Raw genomic sequence first — 25,073 nt, forward strand, 5'->3', positions numbered from 1 at the left:
CTCCACCTCCGAGGCTCGATCATGTGGCTGAAACTCCTCACCTCAGCCACATGATCTGAACATCAAACAGCTCCTAGTAGCCTGGCCAGTCTCGGTGCCAATGTCGCAGTCGCCGAACCGGCCTTGATCGCTCGCGTCATCGCCGCGTGGCCGTCAATTGCGCTGATCGGTGCTTACGAAATGCTGATGGGTCAGATCCGCCAAAGCTGTACGCTGGGCCGACCGCTTTCGTCGGCGCCGGAGGCCGCGGACACCGATGATCAGCGCCCACCAGGAGTACTGGAGAAGGCGGGTGATGACCATCTCAACCGGCGGGATGGAGGGCAAGGGCTGCAACGCCTGGCATGGCAGTGGGCGCTGGACAACCGCCGTCCCGGTGGTGCCCTGCCTCCGGGTACCGTTATAGCGGCTCAGTTCTCCCGGAGTTCCCGGTGGGGTCGCTGGATCAAACACCTGGGAGAGTCCGGTCGGTTCCACCAGGAACCGTAAGGAGACAGTCAGCGATGCCTCATTGCGACATGTGTCATACGCCCTCGATGTGGGGCTACTGGTTCAAAGGGAGAGGCATGGACCCGCTGCCTCACTCGTGGCCTATCGTTTGAGGAACTGCGGTTCGGAACCTGTAGTGCTCATGCGACACGCCAGGGGTTCCTAATGAGATATGGGCCCATATGTACCTTGATAAGTGAATTCAGTTGGCGTGAGAGCGGTGCCGTATGGGCATAAGGCCTGTTCAAAGACCGTGGCATCCCGGCTTCGCCGCCGGGTCTCATTGCGGCATCCGGTGATCCAAGGTGACCGTGCGCGCTACGGGTGGCATCCCGGCTTCGCCGCCGGGTCTCATTGCGGCGCCCCTGTCGAAGACCAAGCGGACAACCTGTACGGGTGGCATCCCGGCTTCGTGGCCGGGTCTCATAGCGGCCCCATGCCGTCGTCATCCAGGCCCGCGTTGGTGCCGTGGCATCCCGGCTTCGCCGCCGGGTCTCATTGCGGCGTCTGGAGGTCCACGCCTGCGTTCAGCTCGTCCGGTGGCATCCTGGCTTCGCCGCCGGGTCTCATTGCGGCACCGCTAGCCGGTAGGCGCCCGTCTCGTCGGTCTCGTGGCATCCCGGCTCTGCCGGGTCTCATTGCGGCTGTCCCTGCGCTCCGCTGTGGAACGACTTGCGCCAGGGGGCATCCCGGCTTCGATGCTGGGTCTCATTGCGGGCCGGACGTGATCGTGGTGGTGGCTCAGGGCATCGCCGGGCATCCCAGCTTCTCAGGCCCTATGTCCACAACCGGACGACGCGCTGACCGCTCAACCTTCGTTGTCACAACTCAAGGTTCGCTGTCACAGGACAGATGGGTCGATCTCCTTCACGCCATCATCAAGGGGGTACGGCCGTCGTGATGGGAGCTTGTCCCGCGGTCAAGCCGGGCGGCTGATGAGGATCACGGAGGCTGGGTGGCGGAGGGCGAGGAGCAGGACTGACGTCGCTGCTGGCGATGGTGTAAAACCCGACCGGCTCTCCGGTCGAATACGAGGTCGGCGGACAGAAGTCGCTGGGTGAAGCGCGAGCGGGTCGCTCAGATGCTGGCCGGCGACGCGATGCAGGTCCGCTGCGGCCCGTCACCGGCCCTGGAGCGGTGCGGGCTCGTCGTGATGGTGGCCCGCCGGAGTCCAGTGTTACGGGGGAATCACAGTTCGTAAAACTCTGAAACCGCTGAGATCGATCACGCGATGCTCATGTGGGCGAGGAGGGGCGATCAGATGCGCGGCAGGCAGCTCGGATACGCAGTCATCGACGTGGAGACCACAGGCTTGCGGCCGTCCTGGCACGATCGCGTCATTGAGGTCGCGGTGGTCCTGCTCGATCCGCTGGGGCGGATTACGGGTGAATGGTGCACCTTGGTCAACCCCGAGCGTGATCTGGGAGCGCAGGGCATTCACGGCATCAGGGCTGCCGACGTCCGGCACGCCCCAAGTTTCAAGGACGTCGCCGCCTCGCTCATCGAGATGTTGCGCGGTCGGGTGCCGGTGGCTCACAACCTGCGCTTCGATGCGGGCTTCCTGGAATATGAGTTCGCGCGTGCCGACATGCCGATCCCCGCGCTCGGCCCGAGTGGTGTTTGCACGATGACCGAGGCCCTTCGATTCCTGCCCGCCGCCCCACGCACGCTGGCCGGTTGTTGCGCCGTCGCCGACGTCCCGCTCGACGATCACCACAACGCGCTTGCCGACGCCCATGCTGCCACCGACCTGTTACGGCACTACCTCGCTCTGGCCCACCCCGACTCGCCGTGGGCCGCCTCCCTCAAGGCCGCCGCCGAACTCACCTGGCCGACTGCTTCCTGCAGCACCGCTGCTCCGGTCCGACGGGGTGTATCTGCCGAACGCGATGGCCACTTTCTGGCCAGGATCTTGGATCGCATGCCACGCGGGACCGGAACCGTCCAAGCCGACCCCTACCTCGCGTTGCTCGACCAGGTGCTCTTGGACCATCACATCGCGGCTACCGAGGCCGACCTGCTGATCGCCTTGGCCGCACAGCTGGATCTCAGTCGTGCCGAGGCCACCAGCCTGCACCGCGAATACCTGAGCGGCCTGGCCGCTGCGGCGAAGGCGGACGGCGTCGTAACGGTCGAAGAACGCCAAGAACTGGACTCCGTCGCTGTCCTGCTCGGGCTTGCGCTCACGGCGGTTGAGGAGGCTCTGGCCGCCGCCGCTCCGCGCCGGCACCTTGCCGCTACTGGCGGTTTCCGCCTCCAGTCCGGTGATCTCGTGGTGTTCACCGGCGAGATGGACGACGGCCGCGAGGCTTGGGAAGAACGAGCCCGTCGGGCAGGCCTCATCGCCCACCCCAACGTCACCAAACGCGTCCGGTTGCTGGTTGCCGCCGACCCCGACACCATGTCCGGGAAGGCGCGGAAGGCACGCGCCTACGGCATCCCTATCGTGACGCCAGGTGCCTTCGCACGCATGATCGCCGAGCCGACCCTTTCCTCATAGTGCGGGGATTGCGGCACGGCGATTTCAAGGTGGCCCATCTGGGTTGATCGTGCCCCGATGTCCGTTGACATCGGAACGGCTGTTGTCACGTAGGGTGACGCCGGAACGAAGACAACCTTCTGTTCGGGATCATGGGAGTTCTCACGCTTCCATCACCCGAACAAGAAGGTCATCGGTGTCAGTCTCGCATGCCCGCTCGTTCCCGTCTCTGCTGGAAGCCCTGGAGGGCCTGACCGATCCGCGTAAGCGGCGTGGAATCCGGTATCGGCTGGTGGCGGTGCTGGCGGTGGCGGTGGTGGCCACGCTGGGCGACCGCGGCGGCGAGGAACCCAGGGACCGGTGCATCGGCGGCCAACCGCTCGGCGACCGCGCGGGCCGTGGCGCGCGGTTCGGACCAGGGCGGGTCGGTGAAGACCCGTTCCGTGAGGTCGGCTACAGCGGTCAGAAAATGGTGAACCTCGCCGCCCGGGATGAGGCGGATGTGAAAGGAAGCGGTGCCCGCCTGGTCATGCGGACCATGCTGTGACCGGGCGGGAGCCGCTTGTATCAGGCGCCGCGCGCGGTGTCGTAACGGGCGATGACGTCGTTCCAGTTGATCAGGCCCCATAGCTTCTCGACGTAGTCCGGGCGCACGTTGCGGTACTGCAGATAGTAGGCGTGCTCCCAAGCGTCGAACACGAGCAGCGGGGTGGTGCTCATGCCGACGTTGCCGTGGTGGTCATAGACCTGCTCGACGACCAGGCGGCGGCCGAGCGGCTCCCACGCCAGCACGCCCCACCCGGACCCCTGGACGGTGGCCGTGGCGGTGGTGAGCTGCTTCTGGAACGCCTCGAAGGAGCCGAAGTGCTCGGTGATGGCCTCGCCGAGCGCGCCGTCGGGACGGTCGCCGCCGTCGGGTGAGAGGTTCTGCCAGAAGATGGTGTGCAGGACGTGGCCGGAGAGGTTGAAGGCGTAGGTCTTCTCCAAGCCGACGAGCCCGCCGAACTCGCTCTTGTCACGGGCGGTGGCGAGCTTCTCCAATGTGTCGTTGGCACCCTTGACGTAGGCGGCGTGGTGCTTGGAGTGGTGCAGCTCCAGGATCTCCCCGGTGATCGCCGGCTCCAGGGCGGCGTAGTCGTATGGCATGTCCGGGAGGGTGTACTCGCCCATGGTGTCTCTTCCTTCGCGATTCCTAGTTGCATATTTCTTGCAACAACTTTAGTTATGCAACTAGCCCGCGCCGCAGGGGGCATGTCGGCACCTTTCACACCTGCCGCGAAACACCTGGTCGGTGGGCTCCACCTCGAAGCCGCAGCTTGCCCGGATCAGATCCATGGTCGCGCCCAGCCGGTCGGCCGGCACCTCGACCAGCAGTCCGCATCCTTCGCACACGAGGTGATGATGCGGCGTCGTGCCCGAACAGCCACTCCTTGCCAAGCTCGATGCCGTGCAGCACGCCGCAGGCGCTCATCACCGTCACGTTGCGGTAGATCGTGGAGACGTTAACCATCGGGTACGCGTCATCAAGGTCTTCGTACCCGCCGGGCCGATCCGCATGGCGAACGCGGCGGCGCGGTTGACCAAGGCGACCTTCCATCAAGCACCGCCGCCGGTGTGATTCGCCGTGGCCGGAACGGCGGCCCTCTCCATGTCGGCCAGACGGCTCCTGATCCACGGGACGCTGCGTCCCAGCGCGGTCGCGATCTTTGCCAGCGACCACCCCTCCCGGCGGCGTGCGGCCAGCCAGACGAACAGGTCAGGGGTCTCCACGCGAGCAGCCGCCACCGCGATGTTCGACGCGACCCGCGACCGCCTGCCCTCGGGGGTGTTCGTCCCCGAGGAGCGGACGGGAATGGCGCATGCGGACAGGGCACGGCGCAGGATCCGGCGGCTGACTCCCAGTTCGGCGGCGAGCGCCTCCAAGCTGATCTCCCGTCGGACGTAGAGGGCGCGCAATCCGCTCTCCACGGTGGCGTAGCCGCGGGCGCGTATGCCGTCGACCAGCCGCTGCTCGGCTGCGGCCGTACGCGCGCTGCGTCTTAAGGCACACGCGGGCGACCCGGCTGATGGAGGGCGGCACCCCGGTCGAGCAGATCGCCGACATCCTCGGCCACCAGTCGGTGGCATCGACCGGCGTCTACCTGAAATCCTCCCGGCCTGCTGTCCAGGTGCGCCCTAGACCCCGACGAGCCCGGAAGGCAGGTGCCGCGGTGAAGGGCAGCGCGAACCCGGGCCTGGCCGTCGCGATCGCGGCGCTCGCCGCCGAGAAGCGCGCCGTCGGCTACAAGTACGACGCCGAGGAACGGGTGCTGGCCCGGTTCGAGGCGTTCTGCCGCGCCGAGTTCCCCGGCCTGGGCACGGTCACCCGGGCCTGCGCCGAGGCCTGGCTCGCCGGCGGGGTCGGCGGTGGCGTCGGCACCTTATCTGCGCGGAACCGGTGGCGCGAAATGCACTAATAGCGAGCTATGTGGTGAAGGAGTGAACGGTTCGTTTGCCACGTAAACATGCAAAATGGATAGGCCTTTATGCCGTCATAGTCGTGACCGAATATCGGATGGTGGCCACCGAACTGGCCGCCGGTGTGATCCTCGCCAGCTATGGCTGGTCACTCGGATACGGCGGCCCTGTGGCCACGCCGCGTCACTAATACACACGAGGGCAGAGGGCGTTCGGTGCGGCTCGGTCGCGGAGCGGCGCGGCTGACCGAGTCGGTCGCCTAGGCAACCTACCTAAATGAGCATTTAGTCTGCTTTATCCCAGGTCAAGGAGTCGACATGTCGAATGCGAGTTCGCTAATGAGGCGTGATTCATGATGTCGCTCACGGCAATGGGATCACAGCCAAGTGGGCGTCTTGCAACGTTCTACTTACGAGTTATTGAAACTTCGTAGACCGCCGTTACTATACGGCGGCAGGGGTTTGGGTCTCGCGGCCTGGCCGAAGAAGCATGGCATAGACAAGCGGAGTGGACGCATGCTCGAAGGCCGGTGGACGACCGTCACCGAGTCTGAGTTCGATCACGAGCGCCGCGGGCTGGAGGCCATTCGCGAGAAGCTGCCTGAAGCCGAGCCCTGGCGGGTGTGGTCCAATTTCACCTTTACTGCACACGCGGGCCACGTGCGCGAGGTTGATCTCTTGGTCGTCACCCCCGGCGGCGTGTTCATGGTGGAGCTCAAGGACTGGCACGGCAACCTGACCACCGAGAACGGCACCTGGGTACAGACCGCCCCGAACGGCCGCCGAATCCCGCACGGCAACCCGCTCCATCTGGTGAACAAGAAGGCCAAGGAACTGGCCGGCCTGCTCGGGCGGCAGGGGAAGCGCGTGTGGGTGTCGGCGGCGGTCTGCTTCACCGACTCCTCGCTTCGAGTCCACCTGCCCGCCCACGACCAGAACGGCGTCCACACGGTCACCGGGCTGGTGGAGACGCTACGGAGGCCCGCGCGCGACGAGCGGCAGCGGATCACCCCGACCGGCTCCCGGGAGATCAAGGCGGCGCTGGAACAGGTGGGTATCCGCCGCAGCGATGCCGAGTACAAGGTCGGCCCCTACCTCCTGGAGCGCAAGTCCTTCGACACCGGCCCGACATGGGCCGACTACCTGGCACGGCACAGCGAGCTGCCCGAGCTGACCCGCGTGCGCATCTACCTGCGGGAGCGCGGCTCGGACGCCTCGATCCGCGCGTCCGTGGAGAACGCCGCCCGGCGCGAGGCGGCCGTACTGCGCCGCTTCCGCCACCCTGGCGTCGTTCATCTGAAGCAATATGACCCGTCGGGGCACTCGGCGGGTCCGGCGCTGATCTTCGATTACCACCCGCAGACTCTGCGCCTGGACGAATATCTCCTCCAGTACGGTGACAAGCTCGACATTCTCGGGCGAATGGCCCTGGTCCGGCAGCTCGCCGAGACGATGCGCTCCGCGCATTCCAGCCGCCTGTATCATCGCGCCCTCGCGGCGCGTTCCGTGCACGTTATCCCCCGCAACCGCGGCCGTGAGGGCCAGGCCATCGGGGAGGACGCAGCCTGGCTGGCCCCCCGCCTGCAGATCTCGGACTGGCAGATCGCCACGCAGCGCGGCGGCGGACCGTCGCGGGGCATGACGCGGTTCGCCCCCACGGCCCTGTCGGCGGTACACCTCTCCGAGGCGTCCGACCCCTACCTCGCTCCCGAGCTGACCGCGGTCAGCCCCGACCCGATCGCCCTGGACGTGTACGGCCTCGGCGTGCTCACCTACCTGCTCGCGACGGGCAGGCCACCGGCCGCTAGCCAGGCCGAACTGCTGGCCAGGTTGGAGGCGGGTGAGGGGCTGCGGCCCAGCGCGATCGTGGACGGCCTGGCGGAGGACATCGACGAGCTGGTGCAGGCCGCGACCGCCTACCAGCCGGAGCGGCGGCTCGCCACGGTCGACGAGTTCCTGGAGATGCTGGAGTGCGTCGAGGACTCGCTGACCGCTCCCGCCTCCGGGCAGCCCGATACCGCCGTGGCGGCACAGGCCCCGGAGAAGGATCCGCTGGAGGCTGGCGCGGGCGACGTGCTGGCCGGCCGCTGGGAGGTACGCCGCCGCCTGGGCACCGGTTCGACGAGCCGTGCCTTCCTCGTCAGGGACCTCCGGGCCGACTCCGCCCGCGGCGCGCGGGCGCTGGCGGTGCTGAAGGTGGCGCTCTCGGACAGCCGCGGCGAGGTCCTGGCCCGCGAGGCCGACGTCATGGGACGGCTCCGCCCTGACTCGCGCGTCATCCGGCTGATCGAACCGGAGCCCGTGGTCATCGCCGGTCGTACGGTCTTGGTGCTGGAGTACGTCGGCGACGAACGAGACCCGGATGAGGGCGGAGAGCCGGCGGGCGGTACGCGGCGGCGTGAGGAGACCGTGGCGCGGCAGCTCCGGGAGGGCGGCCGGCTTCAGGTGGATCAGCTTGAGGCGTACGGCGACTACCTGTTCGGCGCGGTCGACTTCCTGGAGGGCGAAGGGGTCTGGCACCGCGACATCAAGCCGGACAACATCGCGATCCGCGTGCGCCCCAACCGTACCCGCGAACTGGTGCTCATCGACTTCTCGCTGGCCGGATACCCAGTGCAGGAGACGGACGCCGGCACGGACGGCTACCTCGATCCGTTCATCGGATCGCTGACCCGATCGGTCTACGACGCGCACGCCGAGCGGTACGCGGTCGCCGTCACCCTGCACGAGATGGCCTCGGGAGAGCTGCCCAGGTGGGGCGACGGCAAGGTCTCACCGCGCCAGACCGATGCGGGCGAGTGGCCGGTCCCGACGATCGCCGCCGACGCGTTCGACCCCGCGATCCGAGACGGCCTCGTCGCCTTCTTCCGCAGGGCTCTCCACCGGGAGAGCACGTCGCGCTTCGGCGAGCTGAAGCCGATGCGGGACGCGTGGAAGAAGATCTTCCTCGACATGGCGGAGACGGTCTCGACCGGGCCTCGCTCCTCCCGGCATCCGGTGCCCGTCGCCGCGAAGGAGACGGGCACGCCCGCCGTCCCGGCGATCGCCGACGCCGAGCCCGAGTCCGCCGAGCGGCAACGGGACCGGCTCGCCGCTGAGGTCGCCCGTGAGACCCACCTGTCCGCCGCCGGGCTGACACCGGCCGCCGAGTCGTTCCTGTACGGCCTGGGCGTGACGACGGTGGGCGAGTTGCTCGACTACAGTCAGCGCAACCTCGTCAACGCCCCCGGCCTCGGGGCCAAGACCCGCAGTGAGATCCAGCGCCGCCAGCGCGAGTGGGGTGAGCGCCTGCGCCAGACGCCGCTTTCCCCACTCACCCCCGAAGGCCGCCGGGCGGCCGAGGAGGAGCTGAACGGGCTCAGCGCGGCGGAATCCGCGCTGGTGAGCGGCCTGGCTGCGGACGGCGGCGCGGACGATCTGCCGTACCGCACTCTGCGCTCGGTCAGCCTCGATGCCCTCGCCACGCTGCTGGTTCCCGAATTACGGAAGAACGGCTCCAACCGCAACGAGGTCGAGATGGTGCGGTTGCTGCTGCGCCTGCCCGACGAGCGGGGCGAGTTACCCGCTATCGGGGTCTGGCCGCGGCAGCGGGAGGTCGCCGAGGCGCTGGGTCTCAGCGTAGGCCGCATTCCGCAGATGCTGAAGACCCAGCGCACGCGATGGAAGAAGGTCCCAGCGGTGGAGGCGCTCCGGGAGGAGATCCTGGAACTGCTCGCTGGGCTCGGGCGGGTCGCGTCCGCCGCGGAGATCGCCGACGCGCTGGCCGTACGGCACGGCACCCGCTTGCAGGGACGCGAGCAACGCCGCTCCCTCGCGCTGGCCGCCGTGCGAGCCGTGATCGAGGTGGAGCAGCTCACTCCCGACGAGAGCGCCGTCCGGCACGCCGCCAATCGTGAGGCTGTGGACGCGGCAACGGGTGCGGGCCTGCTGGCCCTCGAAGTCGGTGAGCACGACGCCCCCGACACTCCCTCCGCTCCTGGCTTGCTCGACTACGCGCACCGCTTGGGCCGGGTCGCCGACCGCCTTGCCAGGCTTGACACGCTCCCGACCGCGGCAACCGTGCTCACCGAGCTGAGCGCGATCACACCACCGGCGGGCACGGTCGAGTGGGACGAGCGCCGCATGGTCGAGCTGGCCGTCGCCGCCTCCCGGAACGCCGCCGCCACACCGCGCCTGGAGATCTACCCGCGTGATCTGCGGCTGGTACGGGCGCTGCGGCTTACTCAGGCAGGCCTGATACGGCTTATCCCCGGTGTTCCTGAGGAACGGCAGCCGGGCCTGACGTCCGACGACATCCACGAGCGGGTACGCGCACGATTCCCCGAGCTGACGGACGGTGGGGGCGGCCACGACCTGCCCACGGGCGGAGCGCTCACCAAGGCCCTGCGGGAGGCCGGGTTCGACCTCACCCTATCCACCCGGGACGACACCCAGACCCCGCGTTACCTCCCCACCCGCATGGACGCGGCCTCCAGCTACCTGACCACGCGTGTCTGGCGCCACGCCACGGCAGGCAGCCGGGTCACCAGATACGCCGACGACCCGCAGCTAGCGGGCGCGGTCCGTGCGGAGGAACGGCTCGCCGCTTCCGCGCGGCGGGACGGGTTCAGGGTGCTGACCGTGCGGACCGGCGTGACCCGGGAGGCGATCACCGAGCTGGCCGGAGCGGGCGGCAGGTTCGGGGGCGAGGCGGTCTCGATGACCGGCCTGTTCCTCGAGGTCATGCACGAGTTGGTGCCGCCGGGCACGAAGCCGACGTGGGACACCATTCTGCGCGCGGACGTCGCCGAGCCGGGAACGCGGGCGGCGCTGAAGTTCGCCGAGCACTCGCGCACGGCGTGGGGACGGATCGAGCCGAGGGTGCGCGGGCTGCTGGAGTCGGGCAATGGGCCGGTGCTGATGACGGACGCGGCGGTGTTCGCCCGCTACGACGCCATGGGCGTACTGGACCGCCTGGCGGCGGCGGCCCGGCAGGGGATGCGGGGGCTGTGGCTGCTCTGTCCGCAGAGTGACCCGGCGCGTGAGCCGAGGTTGGGCACGGTGGCGGTGCCGTACCAGGCGGGGCTGGGGGAGTGGATCGTGCTGCCGGACTCGTGGGTGCGCAATACGCACCGGGCCGGCGAGACGACGGGAGAGACTCGATGATCGACCGCAAGGCTCTGTTAACCGACCTCAAGCAGCAGGTCAGAGCGGTCGAAGCCGACCTGGGCAAGCAGGTCAAAGCCCTGCCGGAGGTGGGCGCGCGGCTCGGGGCAGAGTACGAGCGGGCGCGCGGGCTGGGGCGGACGGGGGCGACGCGATCCTCATGGCTGGACGAGCGGGTCACGCAGGTGGCGGTGGCTTGGGTGCTGGGAACCGTTTTTGTGCGGTTCTGCGAGGATAACCGGTTGATTCTGGAGCCCTATCTGACGGCTCCGGAGGCTGAACGGCGTGAACTTGCGCAGGCGCGATACGAGGCGTATGTCGAGGAGGACCCTGATCCCACGTATCGCGGGTGGATGGAACGTGCCTTCGGGGAGTTGGGAGAGGGGCAGGCGGGGAGGCTGCTGTTCGACCCGAAGCACAATCCGCTCTTTCAGATTCCACTTTCTCACGACGGGGCGCGGGGACTGGTTGAGTTTTGGCGGGAGCAGGACGAGACGGGCGCGTTGGTACACGACTTCACTGACCTGCTGAGCGAGGACGGTACGGCGGGCTGGGACACCCGGTTTCTGGGTGATCTGTACCAGGACTTGTCGGAGGCGGCGCGGAAGACGTATGCGCTGTTGCAGACGCCGGAGTTCGTGGAGGAATTTATCCTCGACCGGGCGATGGACCCAGCGGTCCGGGAGTTCGGATTCGAAAAGCTGAAGATGATCGACCCTACGTGCGGGTCGGGGCACTTCGTGCTGGGGGCGTTCCGGCGGTTGGTGCGACTGTGGGGCGAGCGCCGGGCCGATGTTGACCGACACGAGCGGGTACGGGCGGCGCTGGACTCGGTGCACGGGGTGGACATCAACCCGTTCGCGGTGGCGATCGCGCGGTTCCGACTGCTGGTGGCGGCGATGGCGGTGGCGGGGATGCGGACGATGGGGGAGGCCGCGAAATACCAGTGGCCAATTCATCTGGCGGTGGGCGATTCGCTGATTAAGACGCGGCAGCTTGAACTGAGGCTGGGCGAGGAAATGCCGAGCGATCCGCTGGCGGAGTTCGCGTACGTGGTGGAGGACGTTCACGAGCATCCGGGAATTCTAGAGGAGGGTCGCTACCACGTGGTGGTCGGCAATCCGCCCTATATAACAATCAAGGACAGGAAACTGAACGAGCTGTATAGAGAGTTGTACAGCGCCTGTCATAGGGAATACGCGCTGTCTGTGCCGTTTGCTCAGCGGTTCTTCGAGTTAGCCAAGCGCGGTGATGCCGATGGGCGAGGGTATGGGGTTATTGGGCAAATCACGGCGAACTCATTTATGAAGCGTGAATTTGGTGCCAGGTTAATCGAAGAATTTTTTGCCCACGTGGTGGAGTTGACGGAAGTCATAGACACCTCGGGTGTCTATATCCCTGGGCACGGTACTCCCACAGTGATTCTCGTTGGTACCCGGCGATCCGGCCAGCTTCGCGCGGGCTCTGTCCGTACTGTCAGGGGAATCCAGGGAGAGCCTGCTGCTCCTGATGATGCAGAAAGGGGCTTCGCTTGGCGTGCCATCGTTGAGCAGATTGACGTGCCAGGCTCAGCGGACGAGTGGGTTTCGGTGGATGACCTCCCACGTGATCGATTCTTTTATTCGCATCCGTGGATCCTTGCCGATGGTGGCTTGGAAATGATCGAGAAGATCGGTGACGGTACGGTGGCCATGAATTCATTCCTCGCTCTCGGCGTGGGGCGGGCGGAATCACAGGTGAGGACGACGTATTCCTCTATTTGGATCGCGGTGCTCCTATCCGGATGGGCATCGAGCATACCCACTTGCTGGCGACAGGGGCTGCGATCCGAGATTTCTCGGTGAAGTTTGCTCACGTCAGCATATGGCCCTATGGGGAAGCTCTGGAGAGGCTGGATGAATCGAGCATACCTGCCACCCTTTCCTTTTTATGGCCATATCGGCGGAAGTTACAGATGCGCAAGCGGTTCGGGAAGCCGGTCGAAACTATTCCCGGTCTCCAATGGTATGATTATCGAGAGCTTTATAGGGAAAAGTTGAAAGGTGATTTCGCGATCACTTTTGCAGAGGTTGCCTCGCACAACCATTTTGTGCTTGTACAAAAGGAGGTGTTATGCAATCAGACTGCTCCGATGATCAAGCTAAAGGAGGGTGTGGGTAGGAATGGTTATCTACGGCTACTTGGTCTGCTCAACTCATCCGTCGCCGCTTTCTGGCTTAAAATGAACTGCCAAAAGAAGGGGGGGAGTCCAGAATCTGGTGGCGGCGAAGCCGATCAACCGTGGTCTTGGAGTTATCAATTTAACGGGAGTAACGTAGAACGCTTTCCTATTCCCTTGAAAGGGTTTGTCCTGTCCGATTCCGCTTTCGATGCGATTTCGCGGCGGATTGCGGCCACTAATCCGTCTGCTATTATGGATTGCGCTGTGCCTACTGTTGCTGTACTCCGTGAAGCCAAGGACGAATGGCATCGAAGTCGGGCGAAGATGATTGCGTTTCAGGAAGAGCTGGACTGGCAGGCGTACTCGCTTTATAATCTCCTCTCTGACGGCCCGCTGACGTTCGATAAGGCTGGCGCCCCTGGCCTTGCCCTGGGTGAACGCGCCTTTGAAATTGTCCTTGCCCGAAAGATGGCCAAAGGCGAAGCGTCTGAGGATTGGTTCGATCGACATGGATCCAGGCCCATCACCGAGATTCCTTCTCACTGGCCTGATGCGTACAAGCGGATTGTGCAGAAGCGTATCGATGCGATCGAATCCTCCCGTGCGATCGGAATGATTGAGCGACCTGAATACAAACGACGCTGGGCAACCGAAGGCTGGGACGCACTCCAGGACAAGGCCCTTCGCTCCTGGCTGCTCGACCGCATCGAGAGGCGCGAACACTGGTACGACGAGAACGGCCAGCCCACCATCACCACCCTCGCCCGCCTCGCCGACACCCTCTCCCGTGACGCCGACTTCGTCTCCGTCGCTAACATCTACGCCCCCCGCCGCGACCTCCTCGCCGTCGTCACCGATCTCATGGCCGACGAGCATGTCCCCTTCCTCGCCGCTCTCCGCTACAAGCCAAGCGGCCTAAAGAAGCGTGTCGACTGGGAGCACGTCTGGGACCTCCAGCGCCAGGAAGACGCCGCCCCCGACGAACCGGCCAAACGCAGGATTCGCGACTCCATCCCCGTCCCCCCGAAGTACGCCTCGGCCGACTTCCTCAAAGCCTCCTACTGGCGCGCACGCGGCAAGCTCGACGTCCCCAAAGAGCGGTTCATCTCCTATTCCTCAACTGGCTCCAGCACCATCGACCTGTACGGCTGGGCGGGCTGGGACCACCGCGAGCAGGCCCAGGTCCTCGCCACCTACTTCACCAACCAGCCCCTGACCACTGAGGAGATCGCCCCCTTCCTCGCGGGCCTCCTCGAACTACAGCCTTGGCTGTACCAGTGGCACAACGACTTCGACGCCACTTACAGCAGTTCCCCAGCCGCCTTCTTCGCCGCATACCGCCAGCAGATCCAGGGTGAACACGCCCTCACCGACGACGACCTCCGGAACTGGCGCCCACCCGCGTCCACCCGCGCCCGCCGTACCGCCAAGAAGAAGTAGCCCCCCAACAGAAGCAGGAGAGCGAGACAGTCCATGGCAGAGTCCCCCCTCCTCAAGGACGTCATCGACATCAAGGAGTCCATCTCCACCTCTGACTTCGTGCTGAGCCTCGCCGAGGCGGTGACGCCCGAGGGGGCCGGGCACGCACTGACCGATTATGTGGTCACCGATCGGCTGCTGGAGAACTTCGACGAGGCGCTCGGCCTGATCAAGGCCGCCCTCGATGGTCACACCTCAAAGGCCGCCTACCTCCACGGTTCATTCGGTTCCGGTAAGTCGCACTTCATGGCCGTCCTGTACGCATTACTCAGCGGAAACCAGGAGGCCCGCGCCCGCGCCGAGTTCGACCCCGTGCTCACCAAGCATGAATGGCTGGCCGCCGACGGCAAACGGTTCCTGCTCGTGCCCTACCACATGTTCGGGGCTAAGGCCCTGGAGCAGCGAGTGCTAGGCGGCTACGTCAGTTACGTCAAGAAGCTGCACCCCGACGCGCCGACTCCGCAGGTGTACCGGACGGATGCGCTGTTCACCGACATCCGCTCGATGCGCGCCCGAATGGGCGACGAGGCGGTCATCGCCGGCCTCGGTATCGGCGACCCCGGCGTAATCGACGAGGACGACGAGTGGGGCGAGTCGTACGCCTGGACGCCCGAACTCCTGGACGCTGCGCTCGCAGCCGAGGAGAGCCACGACAGCGACGTGCCGTTGGACCTCGTTCACCCGAACACCCCGACCGAACTGCGGGCCAAGCTCGTGCAGGACGCCAGCACGAACCTGCTGCCCGGCTTCGCGAAGAACGCGGCCGAGGACCAACATGGGTTCATCTCGCTCGATGCCGGTCTGTCGGTGATCGCCCAGCATGCGAAGTCGCTGGGGTACGACGGCCTGATCCTCTTCATGGACGAGCTGATCCTGTGGCTGGCGACGCTCATCCATGACCAGAAGTTCGTCGCCCGCGAAGCCAGCAAGATCACTAACTTCGTGGAGGGCGGCGACGCCCGGCGGGCAATTCCCGTTGTCTCGTTCATCGCGCGACAGCGTGACCTGCGCGAGTTGGTCGGCGAGGAAGTGTCGGGCGCTGCGGAGGCGTCGATCCAGGACACACTGAACCTCGCCTCTGGACGGTTCGACAAGATCACGCTCGAAGACCGCAACCTTCCGCAGATCGCGCACGCACGCCTCCTGCAGCCAAGGGACGCCGAGGCTCGAACGCTCGTCGACGCCGCATTCGAGCGGACCAGAAAGATCGGCGGGCAGGTGTGGGACACGCTGCTCGGCTCCGACAAGGGGGCGACCGGAGCAGACGAAGAGTCGTTCCGCCTGACCTACCCGTTCTCGCCCGCCTTCATGGACACCCTGGTCCACATCTCCTCCGCGCTGCAGCGTTCGCGCACCGGCCTGAAACTGATGGGCCAGCTCCTCGCCGACCACCGGGACGACCTGCGACTCGGTGACCTGGTCCCGGTCGGTGACCTGTACCCGGTCATCGCAGACGGCGGCGACAAGCCGTTCGTGGACAGTCTGAAGGTCGTCTTCGAGGCCGCCGACAAGCTGTACAAGACCAAGCTCCGGCCGTACCTGCTGACCTCCTACGACATCACCGAGGACGACGTCGAGCGCTACCTGCACCGGCCTGGGACGCTCACCGACGCCGCCCTGGCGCAGCGGTGCAGGTCGTTCGTCGGCGACAACCGGCTGATCTGCACGCTGCTGCTGTCGGCGCTCGCGCCCAGCGTGCCCGCGCTCGGAGAGCTGACTATCCGCAGGCTCGGCGCGCTCAACCATGGCTCGGTCACCGCGCCGATCCCGGGCAGCGAGGTCGGCATCATCAAGAGCAAGGTCGCCGAGTGGGCCGCCCGCTTCCCCGAGATCAAGGAGACCGGCACGGGGGCCAATGCGGGCGTACGGCTGGAGCTGACCGGCGTTGATGTCGACTCGGTGATCGCCAATGCGGCCGTCAACGACAACCCCGGCAACCGGATAGCGCTCGCCAAGCGGCTGCTCGCCGAGGAACTCGGGGTGGACCGCTCAGACGGCAGGCTCGGCGCCGACGACCTGAACCTCGTGTGGAAGGGCTCCACTCGCACGCTGGAGGTGGTCTTCGGCAACATCGCCGACGAGGACGACTTGGCCGACCACGACCTGCAGCCGCAGATCGAGGGCCGCTGGCGGATCGTCGTGGACCTGCCGTTCGACGAGGGCGCGTACGGGCCCGTGGACGACCTCAACCGGATGCGCGCCCTGCAGGAACGCCAGCACGAGCCGTCCCTGACCGTCGCCTGGGTGCCGACGCACCTATCCGCCCAGCGGTTCGCGGACTTCCGTAGGCTGCTCGTCATCGACAAGGCCCTCGCCGATGAGAACCGGTTCGCCACGCAGTACGCGGCCCATCTCAACGCCGACAACCGGGCTCGTGCCAAGGGCCTGCTGGAGACCCAACAGCAAGCCCTCCTCAAGCAGGTGCGAACCGCGATGAAACAGGCGTACGGCCTGGCCGACAAGAAGGCGGCCGACGTCGAGCTGGGCTTCGATGACCACCTTGTGGCACTGCCCGACATCAGCGGCCTGACGGTCTCGTTCGCCAAGCCGATGCGCGAGGCCGTCAGGGACGTCGCCGGCAAGCTGCTCACCTACCAGTTTCCCGCGCACCCGAACCTTGACCCCGGCGCCACCGGCGTCGCGGTCAAGCAGTCGGACGCCCGGACCATCCTGGGCCACGTGCGCATGGCCGCAGAAGCCCGCGACCGGCGGGTCGAGGTACCGGAAAAGGACCGCAAGCTGATGCTCCGGGTGGCCGAGCCGCTCGGCCTGGGCCAGCAGAAGGAGGCGTACTTCGCGCTGTCCACCCGCTGGGCCGACCACTTCCGGCGGATGGCGCAGACCGGAGGCGTCACCGGTGACCTCAGCCTGATCACTCTCGCCGACTGGACGGACAAGCCGGAGCGGCGCGGACTGGAGTCGTTCCTGGCCAACCTGGTCGTCGCCGCGTTCGCGGAGATGGACGACCGGGTGTGGGTGCGCGGCGGCGTCCCGATCGACCCGGCCCCTGAACTGGCACAGATCAAGCCGGGTGACGCCTTGCGCAGCCAGCCGCTTCCGGAAGAGGACGACTGGAACGAGGCCCGGCAGCGGTACGAAATCGTTTTCGGGAAGAAGGCCCCGGTGCTGCGGCGCGGCCGGATGGTGAACCAGTTCGCCCGGCAGATCGTCGAGAGCGCCCGCGCCTACCAGGAGTCGGCGGCGGAGCTGGTACGTCAGTTGGAGACACACGCCGCCTTCCTCCACTTGGACGAGACCGACGAGAAGGGCCGTCTGGCGCTCGCTCGCCGCTCCCACGCCCTGCTGAACGAACTGGCAGGCGGGCGAGGCGCAGCGGCCGCGAGCGCGGCGAAGAGGACGGTCGAGGCGCTGGCCCGCTTCGACCTCGGAGACGTGAGCTCCGACCGGTACGGCACGTCAGTCAAGCGGGCGCACGAAGTGTCACGAGCGCTGGTCGGGGCGGCCTGGGACACATTGGAACTGGCCGAGGGGCTGGGCACGGAGGGACAGGCATTGTTGCAGTCCCTGCGCGGGATGGCACAGGCCGACCAGCTCACCGCCGACCTCGCCGCTGCCCTGGACACCACGCGCCGCGAGGTCACCGCGCTGGTCAGGCGCAACCAGCCCCGTCCCACCCCGCCTGTTCTGGATCCGCCGGTCCGCACTCCGGGGCAGGTGGACCTGAACACGGTGACCAGCTATCCGCGGGTGCCAGCGACCAAGGTGCCGGGCACCGGTGTCGCCGGCTCGATCCGCCGCTCGGGCGCGCGACGGACCACGGCGGCGAAGGCCGTCGCGGAGATCCAGGCCGAGTTGGCCGAACTGGCGGCCAGGAAGCCGGACGCCACGATCGAGATCACCTGGCGGGTGGTGGACTGATGAGCGCAGCGGTCACCGCGGCCGGTGTGATGCGTCTGACCACCGCGACCATCACCCAGTTCCTGTCCGCCCAGAAGTCGTTGGCCGACTCCCTGAACGGCACCGGGCGGCGCCGGGTCGTGCTGCTTCGGTCCGCACCCCAGTGGGACGGGCCCGACGAGCTGGTCTGGGGAGAGGAACAGCGGGCCCGGATCGCGGCGGCCCCGTCGCCGCTGGCCGTACACGAGCTGGTGCTCGGGCACCTGGCGGGGGACGTCGCCGGGCCGCCGGTGCTGGCGGTGCTCACCGATCGTGAGCAGAACGAACTGGATCCGGCGATCCTCGCCCGCGCGCACAAACAGCGCATCGAGGCCGTCGACGGCTGGGATGTGGTGCGCGAGGCGTTCGGCGTCGAGCAGGTGGACGGGCGTCTGATGGCCGATGCCTGGGCGGCCGAGGCGCTCCTCGACGCCACTCCGCCGGGTGGCTGGCCGCCGCTCGCCGGAGGATGGCTGTCTCGCCGTACCGCCCTGTCCGCCCTCGCCGCGCGTCGGCTGCGGTTCGGTCGCTACGACACCGACGGGACCACCCCCGGTACCGGTCGGGCACGCGGCGATGACGGCCTCGACATCCACACGCTGCTGCGCTGGTCGCTCACCCCTGGCGGGCCGGACCGGCTGCCGGCGCTGCGCGGGCCGGAGCGCGCCGGGCTGTCGGCGTTCCTCGGCGAGGAGGACCAGGCGGGGCTCGCCGGGCGGGCGCTGCTCGCGCTGGTGGGAGCCGGGTACGGCGCGGACGCGGTGCCGTTCGGGCTGCTGTGCGCGGCGTTGTGGCTGCACGCCGGGACTGACGCCCAGACGTACCGGCTGCGCGGGCGTGCCGAGCGGTGGTTCGGAGAGGAGCCGCCCGCCATGGGTGAGGCTCTGGACACGCTGGCAGCCGCCTTCGGGCGCTCCTGCGAGGAGTTCGTGACCGCGTCGCTGGAGGCCGGCCGTACCGGCGCGGACGAGGGCGCGGCCCGCGAGGCCCGGCGGATCACCGGCACGGTGCTGGACCGGGCCGCCGCCTTGGCCCGGCAGTTCGGCGCGGAGGACGCGGTGCGGGCCAGCCCGGTGCTGGCCGCCGGGCTAGAGGCCAGGTTCGCGCAGGTAGGGCGGGCATTGGCGGGGGATAAGCCCGATGTGGTCGCGGATGCCGTACGGGCGCTCGACGCCCACCACATGGCCGCCGAACCGGACGAGCGGGTACGTATCGAACGGGCCCGGATGGGACAGCGGCTCGCCCGGTGGCTTGCCACCGACCCACCCGTGGACGCGGACACGGTCGCCGCGGCGATCGAGCGCCACGTGGCCGAGACCGGCTGGGTGGACCAGGCGCTCGAACACGTCGCGGCGGGCGGTGACCCCGACCCCGATTTGAAAGCTGCCTACGACACGCTGGGCACCCGGGTGCGCCGCCGCCGCCGCGAGATCGACCGGGCCTTCGCCCGGACGCTCGCCACCTGGACGGCGGCGGGCACGGACCCCGGCTCGATGCTCACGGTCGAGTCGTTTCTTACCCGGGTCGTCAAACCCGTCGTGGCCGCCAGGGCGGGACGGCGCGTGCTGCTCCTGGTATTGGACGGGATGAGCGCCGCGATCGCGGCCGAGCTGGGCGAGGAGCTTCGCCGGCACTGGGCCGAGTACGACCCGGTGGTGGACCAGGCGGACCGGCCGCCACGGCGGCGCGCGATGGCCGCCGCCCTTCCGACGCTGACCGGGATCTCCCGGACGTCGCTGTTCGCCGGGAGGTTGATGAAGGGCACGCAGGTCGACGAACAACGGCTGTTTCCGGCGCACCGGTTCTGGGGCGGAGTTCCGGCCGCCGTCTTCCACAAGGACGACCTGCGCGGCGAGAGCGCCGGTGATCCGTTCGGACCGGACCTGAGCGCGGCGCTCGCTGAGGAGCACACGCATGTGGCCGTCGTGCTGAACACCATCGACGACCGGCTCGGCAAGGAGCAGAAGCTTGGCGATGGCACCTGGCGGCTCGACCAGGTCGGGAAGCTGCGGGAACTGCTGCGGGTGGCCGCGGCCCAGGGCATGGCGGTGATCCTCACCAGCGACCACGGGCACGTCGTGGACCGCCACGGGGTGAAGGCGGAAGGCGACGGCATCGCCTCCGCCAGGCACCGCGTACCGGGGGGCGCGATGGGCGCGACCGAGATCGCCCTGTCCGGTCCGAGGGTGGTGTGGCCGCAACCGGGGGCCGCGATCGTGGCGCTGTGGGACGCCGACTCCCGGTACACGGCCCAGAAGGCGGGCTACCACGGCGGTGCCTCGCTTGCCGAGGTGACCATCCCCGTCCTGGCGTTCCTGCAGTTCGGGGCCGAGCCGCCCAAGGGCTGGCGGGAGCTCGGCGACCAGCGTCCGGCGTGGTGGTCACCTGAGGCTGAGGCCGCTCGTCCCGCCCCGCCCATCGCCACGGCGCCCGAGCCGAAACGGCGCACCAGAACGCCGAAGCCTTCGAAGAACGCCGGGATCGGCGAAGCGCTCTTCGACGTCGTGCTCGCACCTGCGGATGACGCCCTTCTCGCTCCGCGCCTGGTCTCGCCCGACGACGCTCTCGTGGGCGCGCTGCTGGAGTCGGAGATCTTCCAGGCACAGGTGGGGCTGCTGGCCCGCAAGCCTCCCCTGGACAAGGTCGAGAAGGCCGTGCGGGCGCTGCTGGGCACCGGCGCTCTACCTGTCACGGCTCTTGCCCAGCGGGTCGGCTACCCGCCGGGCCGTGCCGACGGTTTCGCGGCCGTTCTGCGGCAGCTTCTCAACTACGACGGCGTGCAGGTACTCGCGACCCTGCCGGACGGGCGCACACTGAGGTTGGACACGGCGCTGCTGCGGGACCAGTTCGAGCTGGCGTGACGTCCACGATGGGAGACTGGCAGGCGTGAACACCGTCAGGCCCTCCCGTTCCGCACAGGCCAGCGCGGTGCGTCGGCGTGCCGTGATCGACGCGCTGCGGCGCGGCGCCGTACCAGAGAGCGGGCTCGACCTGCTCGCGACCGGCCTCGACCGGTTCGAGCAGGCGCTCGACGCCGAGTTGGACGCGGTCGCCTCCGGCGCGTCGGTGTTCAAGGCCGTGCGCGGCGAATACGGCTCCGGCAAGACGTTCTTCACCCGGTGGCTCGGAGAGCGGGCGAAGCGGCGGAACTTCGCCGTCGCGGAGATCCAGATATCGGAGACCGAGACACCGCTGCACCGGCTGGAGACCGTCTACCGGCGGCTCACCGAACGGCTCACCACGACGGGCTTTCCTCCGAGTGCGCTGCGGTCGGTGGTGGACGCGTGGTTCTACGCGCTGGAGGAGGACGCGCTCGCGGCCGGAGCGGGCGACGACGAGTTGCCGGTCGAGGTGGAGAAGCTACTGGTCGCCCGGCTCACCGACGTCTCGCGGCACGCGCCGTCTTTCGCGACCGCGCTGCGCGGCTATCGTGCCGCGCTCGCCGAGGGCGATGAAGCGACCGCTGCGGCCGTTCTGGCCTGGCTCGGCGGGCAACCGCATGTCGCCGCCGCCGCGCGGCGGTTCGCCGGGGTGCGCGGCGACCTCGACCACTTCGGGGCGCTGGGTTTTCTGCAGGGACTGCTGACCGTGTTGCGCGACTCCGGGCATCCCGGCCTGCTCGTCGTACTGGACGAGGTCGAGACGTTGCAGCGGGTGCGCTCCGACGCGCGCGACAAAGCGCTCAACGCGCTCCGGCAGCTCATCGACGAGGTGCATTCGGGCCGTTTCCCCGGCCTCTATCTGGTCATCACGGGCACACCGGCGTTCTACGACGGTCAGCAGGGAGCGCAGCGCCTCGCGCCGCTGGCCCAGCGGCTGGCCACCGACTTCACCACCGACCCTCGCTTCGACAACCCGCGCGCCGTGCAGCTCAGGCTGTCCGGCTTCACCTTGGAATCCCTGGTGGACCTCGGTGTCGCGGTCCGCGACCTCTACGAGGGGGGAGCCGACGCGCCCGAGCGAATCAAGCGCCTCGCCACGGACGACTACATCACCGATCTGGCGCGAGCCGTTGGCGGGGCACTGGGCGGCAAGGTGGGTGTCGCGCCCCGGCTGTTTTTGAAGAAGCTCGTCGGCGACGTGCTGGACCGTATCGACCAGTTCGACGACTTTGACCCCGTCAAGCACTACACGCTCACCGTGCGGGGCGGTGAGCTCACCGACACGGAACGAAATCTCGCCGCCTCGGCCGACGACGTCGATCTGGACCTGTGATGGCCGATCCCCCCGATCCTGCTGATCACGTCGATCCGCTGGAACGGCTCGATCGGGTCGTGCTGCACCACATCGTCAACAGCCTCGGCTGGCGCGACCTCCGTCCGTTGCAGCGGGCCGCGATCGGGCCGCTGATGGACGGCGAGGACACGGTGCTGATCGCCCCGACCGCCGGCGGAAAGACCGAAGCGGCCTGCTTTCCGCTGCTGTCGGCGATGACGGAACAGCGCTGGGCCGGCGCGTCCGTGCTCTACCTGTGTCCGCTCAAGGCCCTGCTGAACAACCTCCTGCCACGGATCGACTCCTACGCGCAGTGGGTCGGGCGGCGGGCCGCGCTCTGGCACGGCGACATTCCCGAGTCGCGGCGGCGGCGTGTCCGGACCGATCCGCCCGACATCCTGCTCACCACCCCGGAGTCGCTGGAGGCGATGCTGATCGGCGTGAAGACCGACCACGCGCACCTGCTGGGCCGGGTCCGAACGGTGGTCGTGGACGAAGTACACGCTTTCGCCGGCGACGACCGCGGGTGGCATCTGCTGGCCGTACTGGAACGGCTGGAGCGCGTGACCGGCCGTGCGATCCAGCGCGTCGGCCTGTCCGCGACCGTGGGGAACCCGGGGCGGCTCCTGGAGTGGCTGCAGGGAGCCGAGGCGGGAAAGCGGCCCGGCCGTGTGGTGGCGCCGGAGACGCCGCGCACCTCCGGTTCGGCCGGAGCGGGTTCCGCTGGCGCGGTCGAACTCGACTACGTCGGCTCGCTGGACAACGCCGCGAAGCTGATCGCCGTGCTGCATCGGGGCGAGAAGCGGCTGGTGTTCTGCGACTCGCGGCGGCAGGTGGAGCAACTGGGCGCGGCCCTGCGCTCTCGCGAAGTGAACGTGTTCCTGTCCCATGCCTCGCTGTCCATCGACGAGCGCGCGCGGTCGGAGCAGGCTTTCGCCGAGGCTCGCGACTGTGTGATCGTCTCCACCTCCACCCTTGAACTCGGCATCGATGTCGGTGACCTGGATCGCGTGATCCAGGTCGACGCACCTGGCACTGTCGCGTCGTTCCTGCAGCGCATCGGGCGCACCGGGCGGCGGGCGGGGAGCGTACGGAATTGCCTGTTCCTCGCGACGAGGAAGGAGACGTTACTGCAGGCCGCGGGTCTGCTCCTGCTGTGGGGCCGCGGCTGGGTGGAGCCGGTGACCGCACCACCGGATCCGCGGCACCTGGTGGCGCAGCAGCTTCTCGCGGTGACGCTCCAGCGGCACCGGATCGGTGACCGGCTGTGGCCGGAGGAGTGGAATGGTCTGTCCCCCTTCGACCGCTCGGCCGCTCCGATCCTGAGGCACATGGTCGAGGCGGGGTTTCTCGATGAGGACGGCGGGATGCTGTTCATCGGTCCGGAGGCCGAGCGGCGCTTCGGAAGGCGGCACTTCATCGAGCTGACGGCGTCCTTCACGGTGCCGCCGCAGTTCACCGTACTGGCTGGCCGTCAGGAGATCGGGCGGACCGACCCCGCTGTATTGACCGAGGAGAGAGCGGGCCCTCGCCTTCTGCTCCTGGGCGGGCGGAGTTGGCGGGTGACCTTCATCGACTGGGCCAGGAAGCGCGCCTTCGTGGAGCCCGCGGACCGCGGTGGCATCGCCCGGTGGACGAGCAGCGGCATCGCCGGCCTGTCCTATGCGCTGACGCGCGCCATGCGGGATGTCTTGCTGGGCGCTGATCCTCCGGTGTCGCTGACGCACCGGGCGCGGGCCGTACTTGCCGAATGGCGCGAGGAGGAGGCGCCCGGCGTGGTACATCCTGGGGGGACGCTGATCACTCGAGCCGGGGAGGACGTGCGCTGGTGGACCTGGGCCGGCTACCGCGCGAACGCGACCCTCGCCGCCACGCTGCCATCGATCGCCGACCCGGTGCAGCGGCCGACGGACTTCGCCATCCGGCTACGCGAGGACCTCACTCCCGAGGCCTGGCGCGAAGCCCGCGAGATGGCAGGAAACGGTGAGGTCATGGTGCTGCCCAATGTCGATCATCGCGCCGTCAGCGGGCTGAAGTTCTCGGCCCTCCTGCCGGAACGGCTGGCGATGGCGACGGTCGCGGCCCGGCTGGCTGACTTCGACGGAGCTAATGCAACTCTGACAGAACCCGTTCGACTCCTATTCGCCCCATCTCACTGAAACGAACGTCCCAACCCCATCCGCATGAGCGCAGTGGAACTTGAAAACTATAGGTAGCTTCGGTCGGGATGATGGCGCCGCCCATGCCGCCCGAAAGGTACGCGAGCCCGCCTACGCGTGGGGTTAGGATCGGCTGCTACCGCTGGATGACCAGCTCGCGGAGAGCTGCGTGCGCAGGAGCGAGCATCCATAGCATGAGGCGTAAAGGCACGCCAGCCACCTCACCACCTTCTGAATCGTGATTTCATCAGCAAGTCGGGGCATGTGATGCTAGCCGCTAGCAGAGAGGTTGCCGATGGCGAGCGACGTCATTCTGTGTGGACCCATAGGAAAGGCCGCGCTTCAGTTGAGTCTGACGGAGGGGGTGTGCGCTACTTCAGCCTACACAGCGTTACTGACCCTGTGGGCGACTGCCATCGCTCCTACTACGAGGATTTATTCGTTACATGATCATCGGCCCACCCTGGTGTGGGTTGTTCTGATATCAGATGATCAAGAGAGCAGCAGGCGCCCATTGCTAGTGGTGCATCACGCAACCTTGGTGGGGTAACTGGTCCATGATCGAATCGGGGAGCTTGCGGCGAAGCTGACCT

At 67.7% G+C, this 25,073-nt stretch carries 13 protein-coding genes; 11 read left to right on the forward strand and 2 right to left on the reverse strand.

Annotated features, from left to right (window positions below):
- The first annotated feature begins 1,750 nt into the window (after window positions 1-1,750).
- A complete protein-coding gene (locus P3X83_RS42405) occupies window positions 1,751-2,989 on the forward strand; it encodes an exonuclease domain-containing protein (RefSeq protein WP_277311114.1) in 1,239 nt (412 codons plus the stop codon).
- A gap of 175 nt (window positions 2,990-3,164) precedes the next feature.
- Window positions 3,165-3,515 carry a hypothetical protein gene (locus P3X83_RS42410; protein WP_277311115.1) on the forward strand — a complete coding sequence of 117 codons (351 nt, stop codon included), beginning with the start codon at window positions 3,165-3,167 and terminating at the stop codon, window positions 3,513-3,515.
- A 20-nt stretch (window positions 3,516-3,535) separates the two neighbouring features.
- Here P3X83_RS42410 and P3X83_RS42415 read toward each other — a convergent pair whose 3' ends face one another.
- Complete coding sequence (locus P3X83_RS42415; RefSeq protein WP_277311116.1) at window positions 3,536-4,138, reverse strand: superoxide dismutase; 603 nt, start codon at window positions 4,136-4,138, stop codon at window positions 3,536-3,538.
- 241 nt (window positions 4,139-4,379) lie between these two features.
- Here P3X83_RS42415 and P3X83_RS42420 point away from each other — a divergent pair, with 241 nt between their 5' ends.
- Window positions 4,380-4,586 carry a hypothetical protein gene (locus P3X83_RS42420; protein ID WP_277311117.1) on the forward strand — a complete coding sequence of 69 codons (207 nt, stop codon included), beginning with the start codon at window positions 4,380-4,382 and terminating at the stop codon, window positions 4,584-4,586.
- Here the strand turns inward: P3X83_RS42420 and P3X83_RS42425 are convergent.
- Window positions 4,565-4,924 (reverse strand): hypothetical protein, encoded by a 360-nt coding sequence (locus tag P3X83_RS42425; protein WP_277311118.1) that lies wholly within the window; start codon window positions 4,922-4,924, stop codon window positions 4,565-4,567. The two genes, P3X83_RS42420 and P3X83_RS42425, sit on opposite strands and share 22 nt — an antisense overlap.
- A gap of 254 nt (window positions 4,925-5,178) precedes the next feature.
- Here P3X83_RS42425 and P3X83_RS42430 point away from each other — a divergent pair, with 254 nt between their 5' ends.
- The 8 genes from P3X83_RS42430 (at window position 5,179) to P3X83_RS42465 (ending at window position 24,480) form a co-directional block, all read left to right on the forward strand.
- On the forward strand, window positions 5,179-5,424 hold the full coding sequence (locus P3X83_RS42430) for a hypothetical protein (RefSeq protein ID WP_277311119.1): 246 nt from the start codon (window positions 5,179-5,181) through the stop codon (window positions 5,422-5,424).
- Window positions 5,425-5,940: 516 nt separating this feature from the next.
- On the forward strand, window positions 5,941-10,569 hold the full coding sequence (gene pglW, locus P3X83_RS42435) for a BREX system serine/threonine kinase PglW (RefSeq protein WP_277311120.1): 4,629 nt from the start codon (window positions 5,941-5,943) through the stop codon (window positions 10,567-10,569).
- Entirely contained in the window at window positions 10,566-12,413 is a 1,848-nt protein-coding gene (pglX, locus tag P3X83_RS42440; protein WP_277311121.1) for a BREX-2 system adenine-specific DNA-methyltransferase PglX, read from the forward strand. Before pglW ends, pglX (P3X83_RS42440) begins: the two co-directional genes overlap by 4 nt.
- A complete protein-coding gene (pglX, locus tag P3X83_RS42445) occupies window positions 12,329-14,170 on the forward strand; it encodes a BREX-2 system adenine-specific DNA-methyltransferase PglX (protein WP_277311122.1) in 1,842 nt (613 codons plus the stop codon). Before pglX (P3X83_RS42440) ends, pglX (P3X83_RS42445) begins: the two co-directional genes overlap by 85 nt.
- 33 nt (window positions 14,171-14,203) lie before the next feature.
- Complete coding sequence (locus P3X83_RS42450; RefSeq protein WP_277311123.1) at window positions 14,204-18,088, forward strand: hypothetical protein; 3,885 nt, start codon at window positions 14,204-14,206, stop codon at window positions 18,086-18,088.
- Entirely contained in the window at window positions 18,088-20,967 is a 2,880-nt protein-coding gene (gene pglZ / locus P3X83_RS42455; RefSeq protein WP_277311124.1) for a BREX-2 system phosphatase PglZ, read from the forward strand. The genes P3X83_RS42450 and pglZ overlap by 1 nt, the downstream gene beginning before the upstream one ends.
- A 25-nt stretch (window positions 20,968-20,992) precedes the next feature.
- Complete coding sequence (brxD, locus tag P3X83_RS42460) at window positions 20,993-22,321, forward strand: BREX system ATP-binding protein BrxD (RefSeq protein WP_277311125.1); 1,329 nt, start codon at window positions 20,993-20,995, stop codon at window positions 22,319-22,321.
- Window positions 22,321-24,480, forward strand: a complete 2,160-nt coding sequence (locus P3X83_RS42465; protein ID WP_277311126.1) for a DEAD/DEAH box helicase — start codon at window positions 22,321-22,323, stop codon at window positions 24,478-24,480. The genes brxD and P3X83_RS42465 overlap by 1 nt, the downstream gene beginning before the upstream one ends.
- Window positions 24,481-25,073 lie beyond the last annotated feature (593 nt).

The organism is Spongiactinospora sp. TRM90649 (assembly GCF_029382225.1).
Lineage (GTDB): Bacteria > Actinomycetota > Actinomycetes > Streptosporangiales > Streptosporangiaceae > Spongiactinospora.

Excerpts from the sequence above, each read along its gene's own strand:
- P3X83_RS42405 (WP_277311114.1), top strand. The coding sequence starts at position 1,751 with ATGCGCGGCAGGCAGCTCGGATACGCAGTCATCGACGTGGAGACCACA.
- P3X83_RS42415 (WP_277311116.1), bottom strand. The coding sequence starts at position 4,138 with ATGGGCGAGTACACCCTCCCGGACATGCCATACGACTACGCCGCCCTG.
- pglW (WP_277311120.1), top strand. The coding sequence starts at position 5,941 with ATGCTCGAAGGCCGGTGGACGACCGTCACCGAGTCTGAGTTCGATCAC.
- pglX (WP_277311121.1), top strand. The coding sequence starts at position 10,566 with ATGATCGACCGCAAGGCTCTGTTAACCGACCTCAAGCAGCAGGTCAGA.
- P3X83_RS42450 (WP_277311123.1), top strand. The coding sequence starts at position 14,204 with ATGGCAGAGTCCCCCCTCCTCAAGGACGTCATCGACATCAAGGAGTCC.
- pglZ (WP_277311124.1), top strand. The coding sequence starts at position 18,088 with ATGAGCGCAGCGGTCACCGCGGCCGGTGTGATGCGTCTGACCACCGCG.
- P3X83_RS42465 (WP_277311126.1), top strand. The coding sequence starts at position 22,321 with ATGGCCGATCCCCCCGATCCTGCTGATCACGTCGATCCGCTGGAACGG.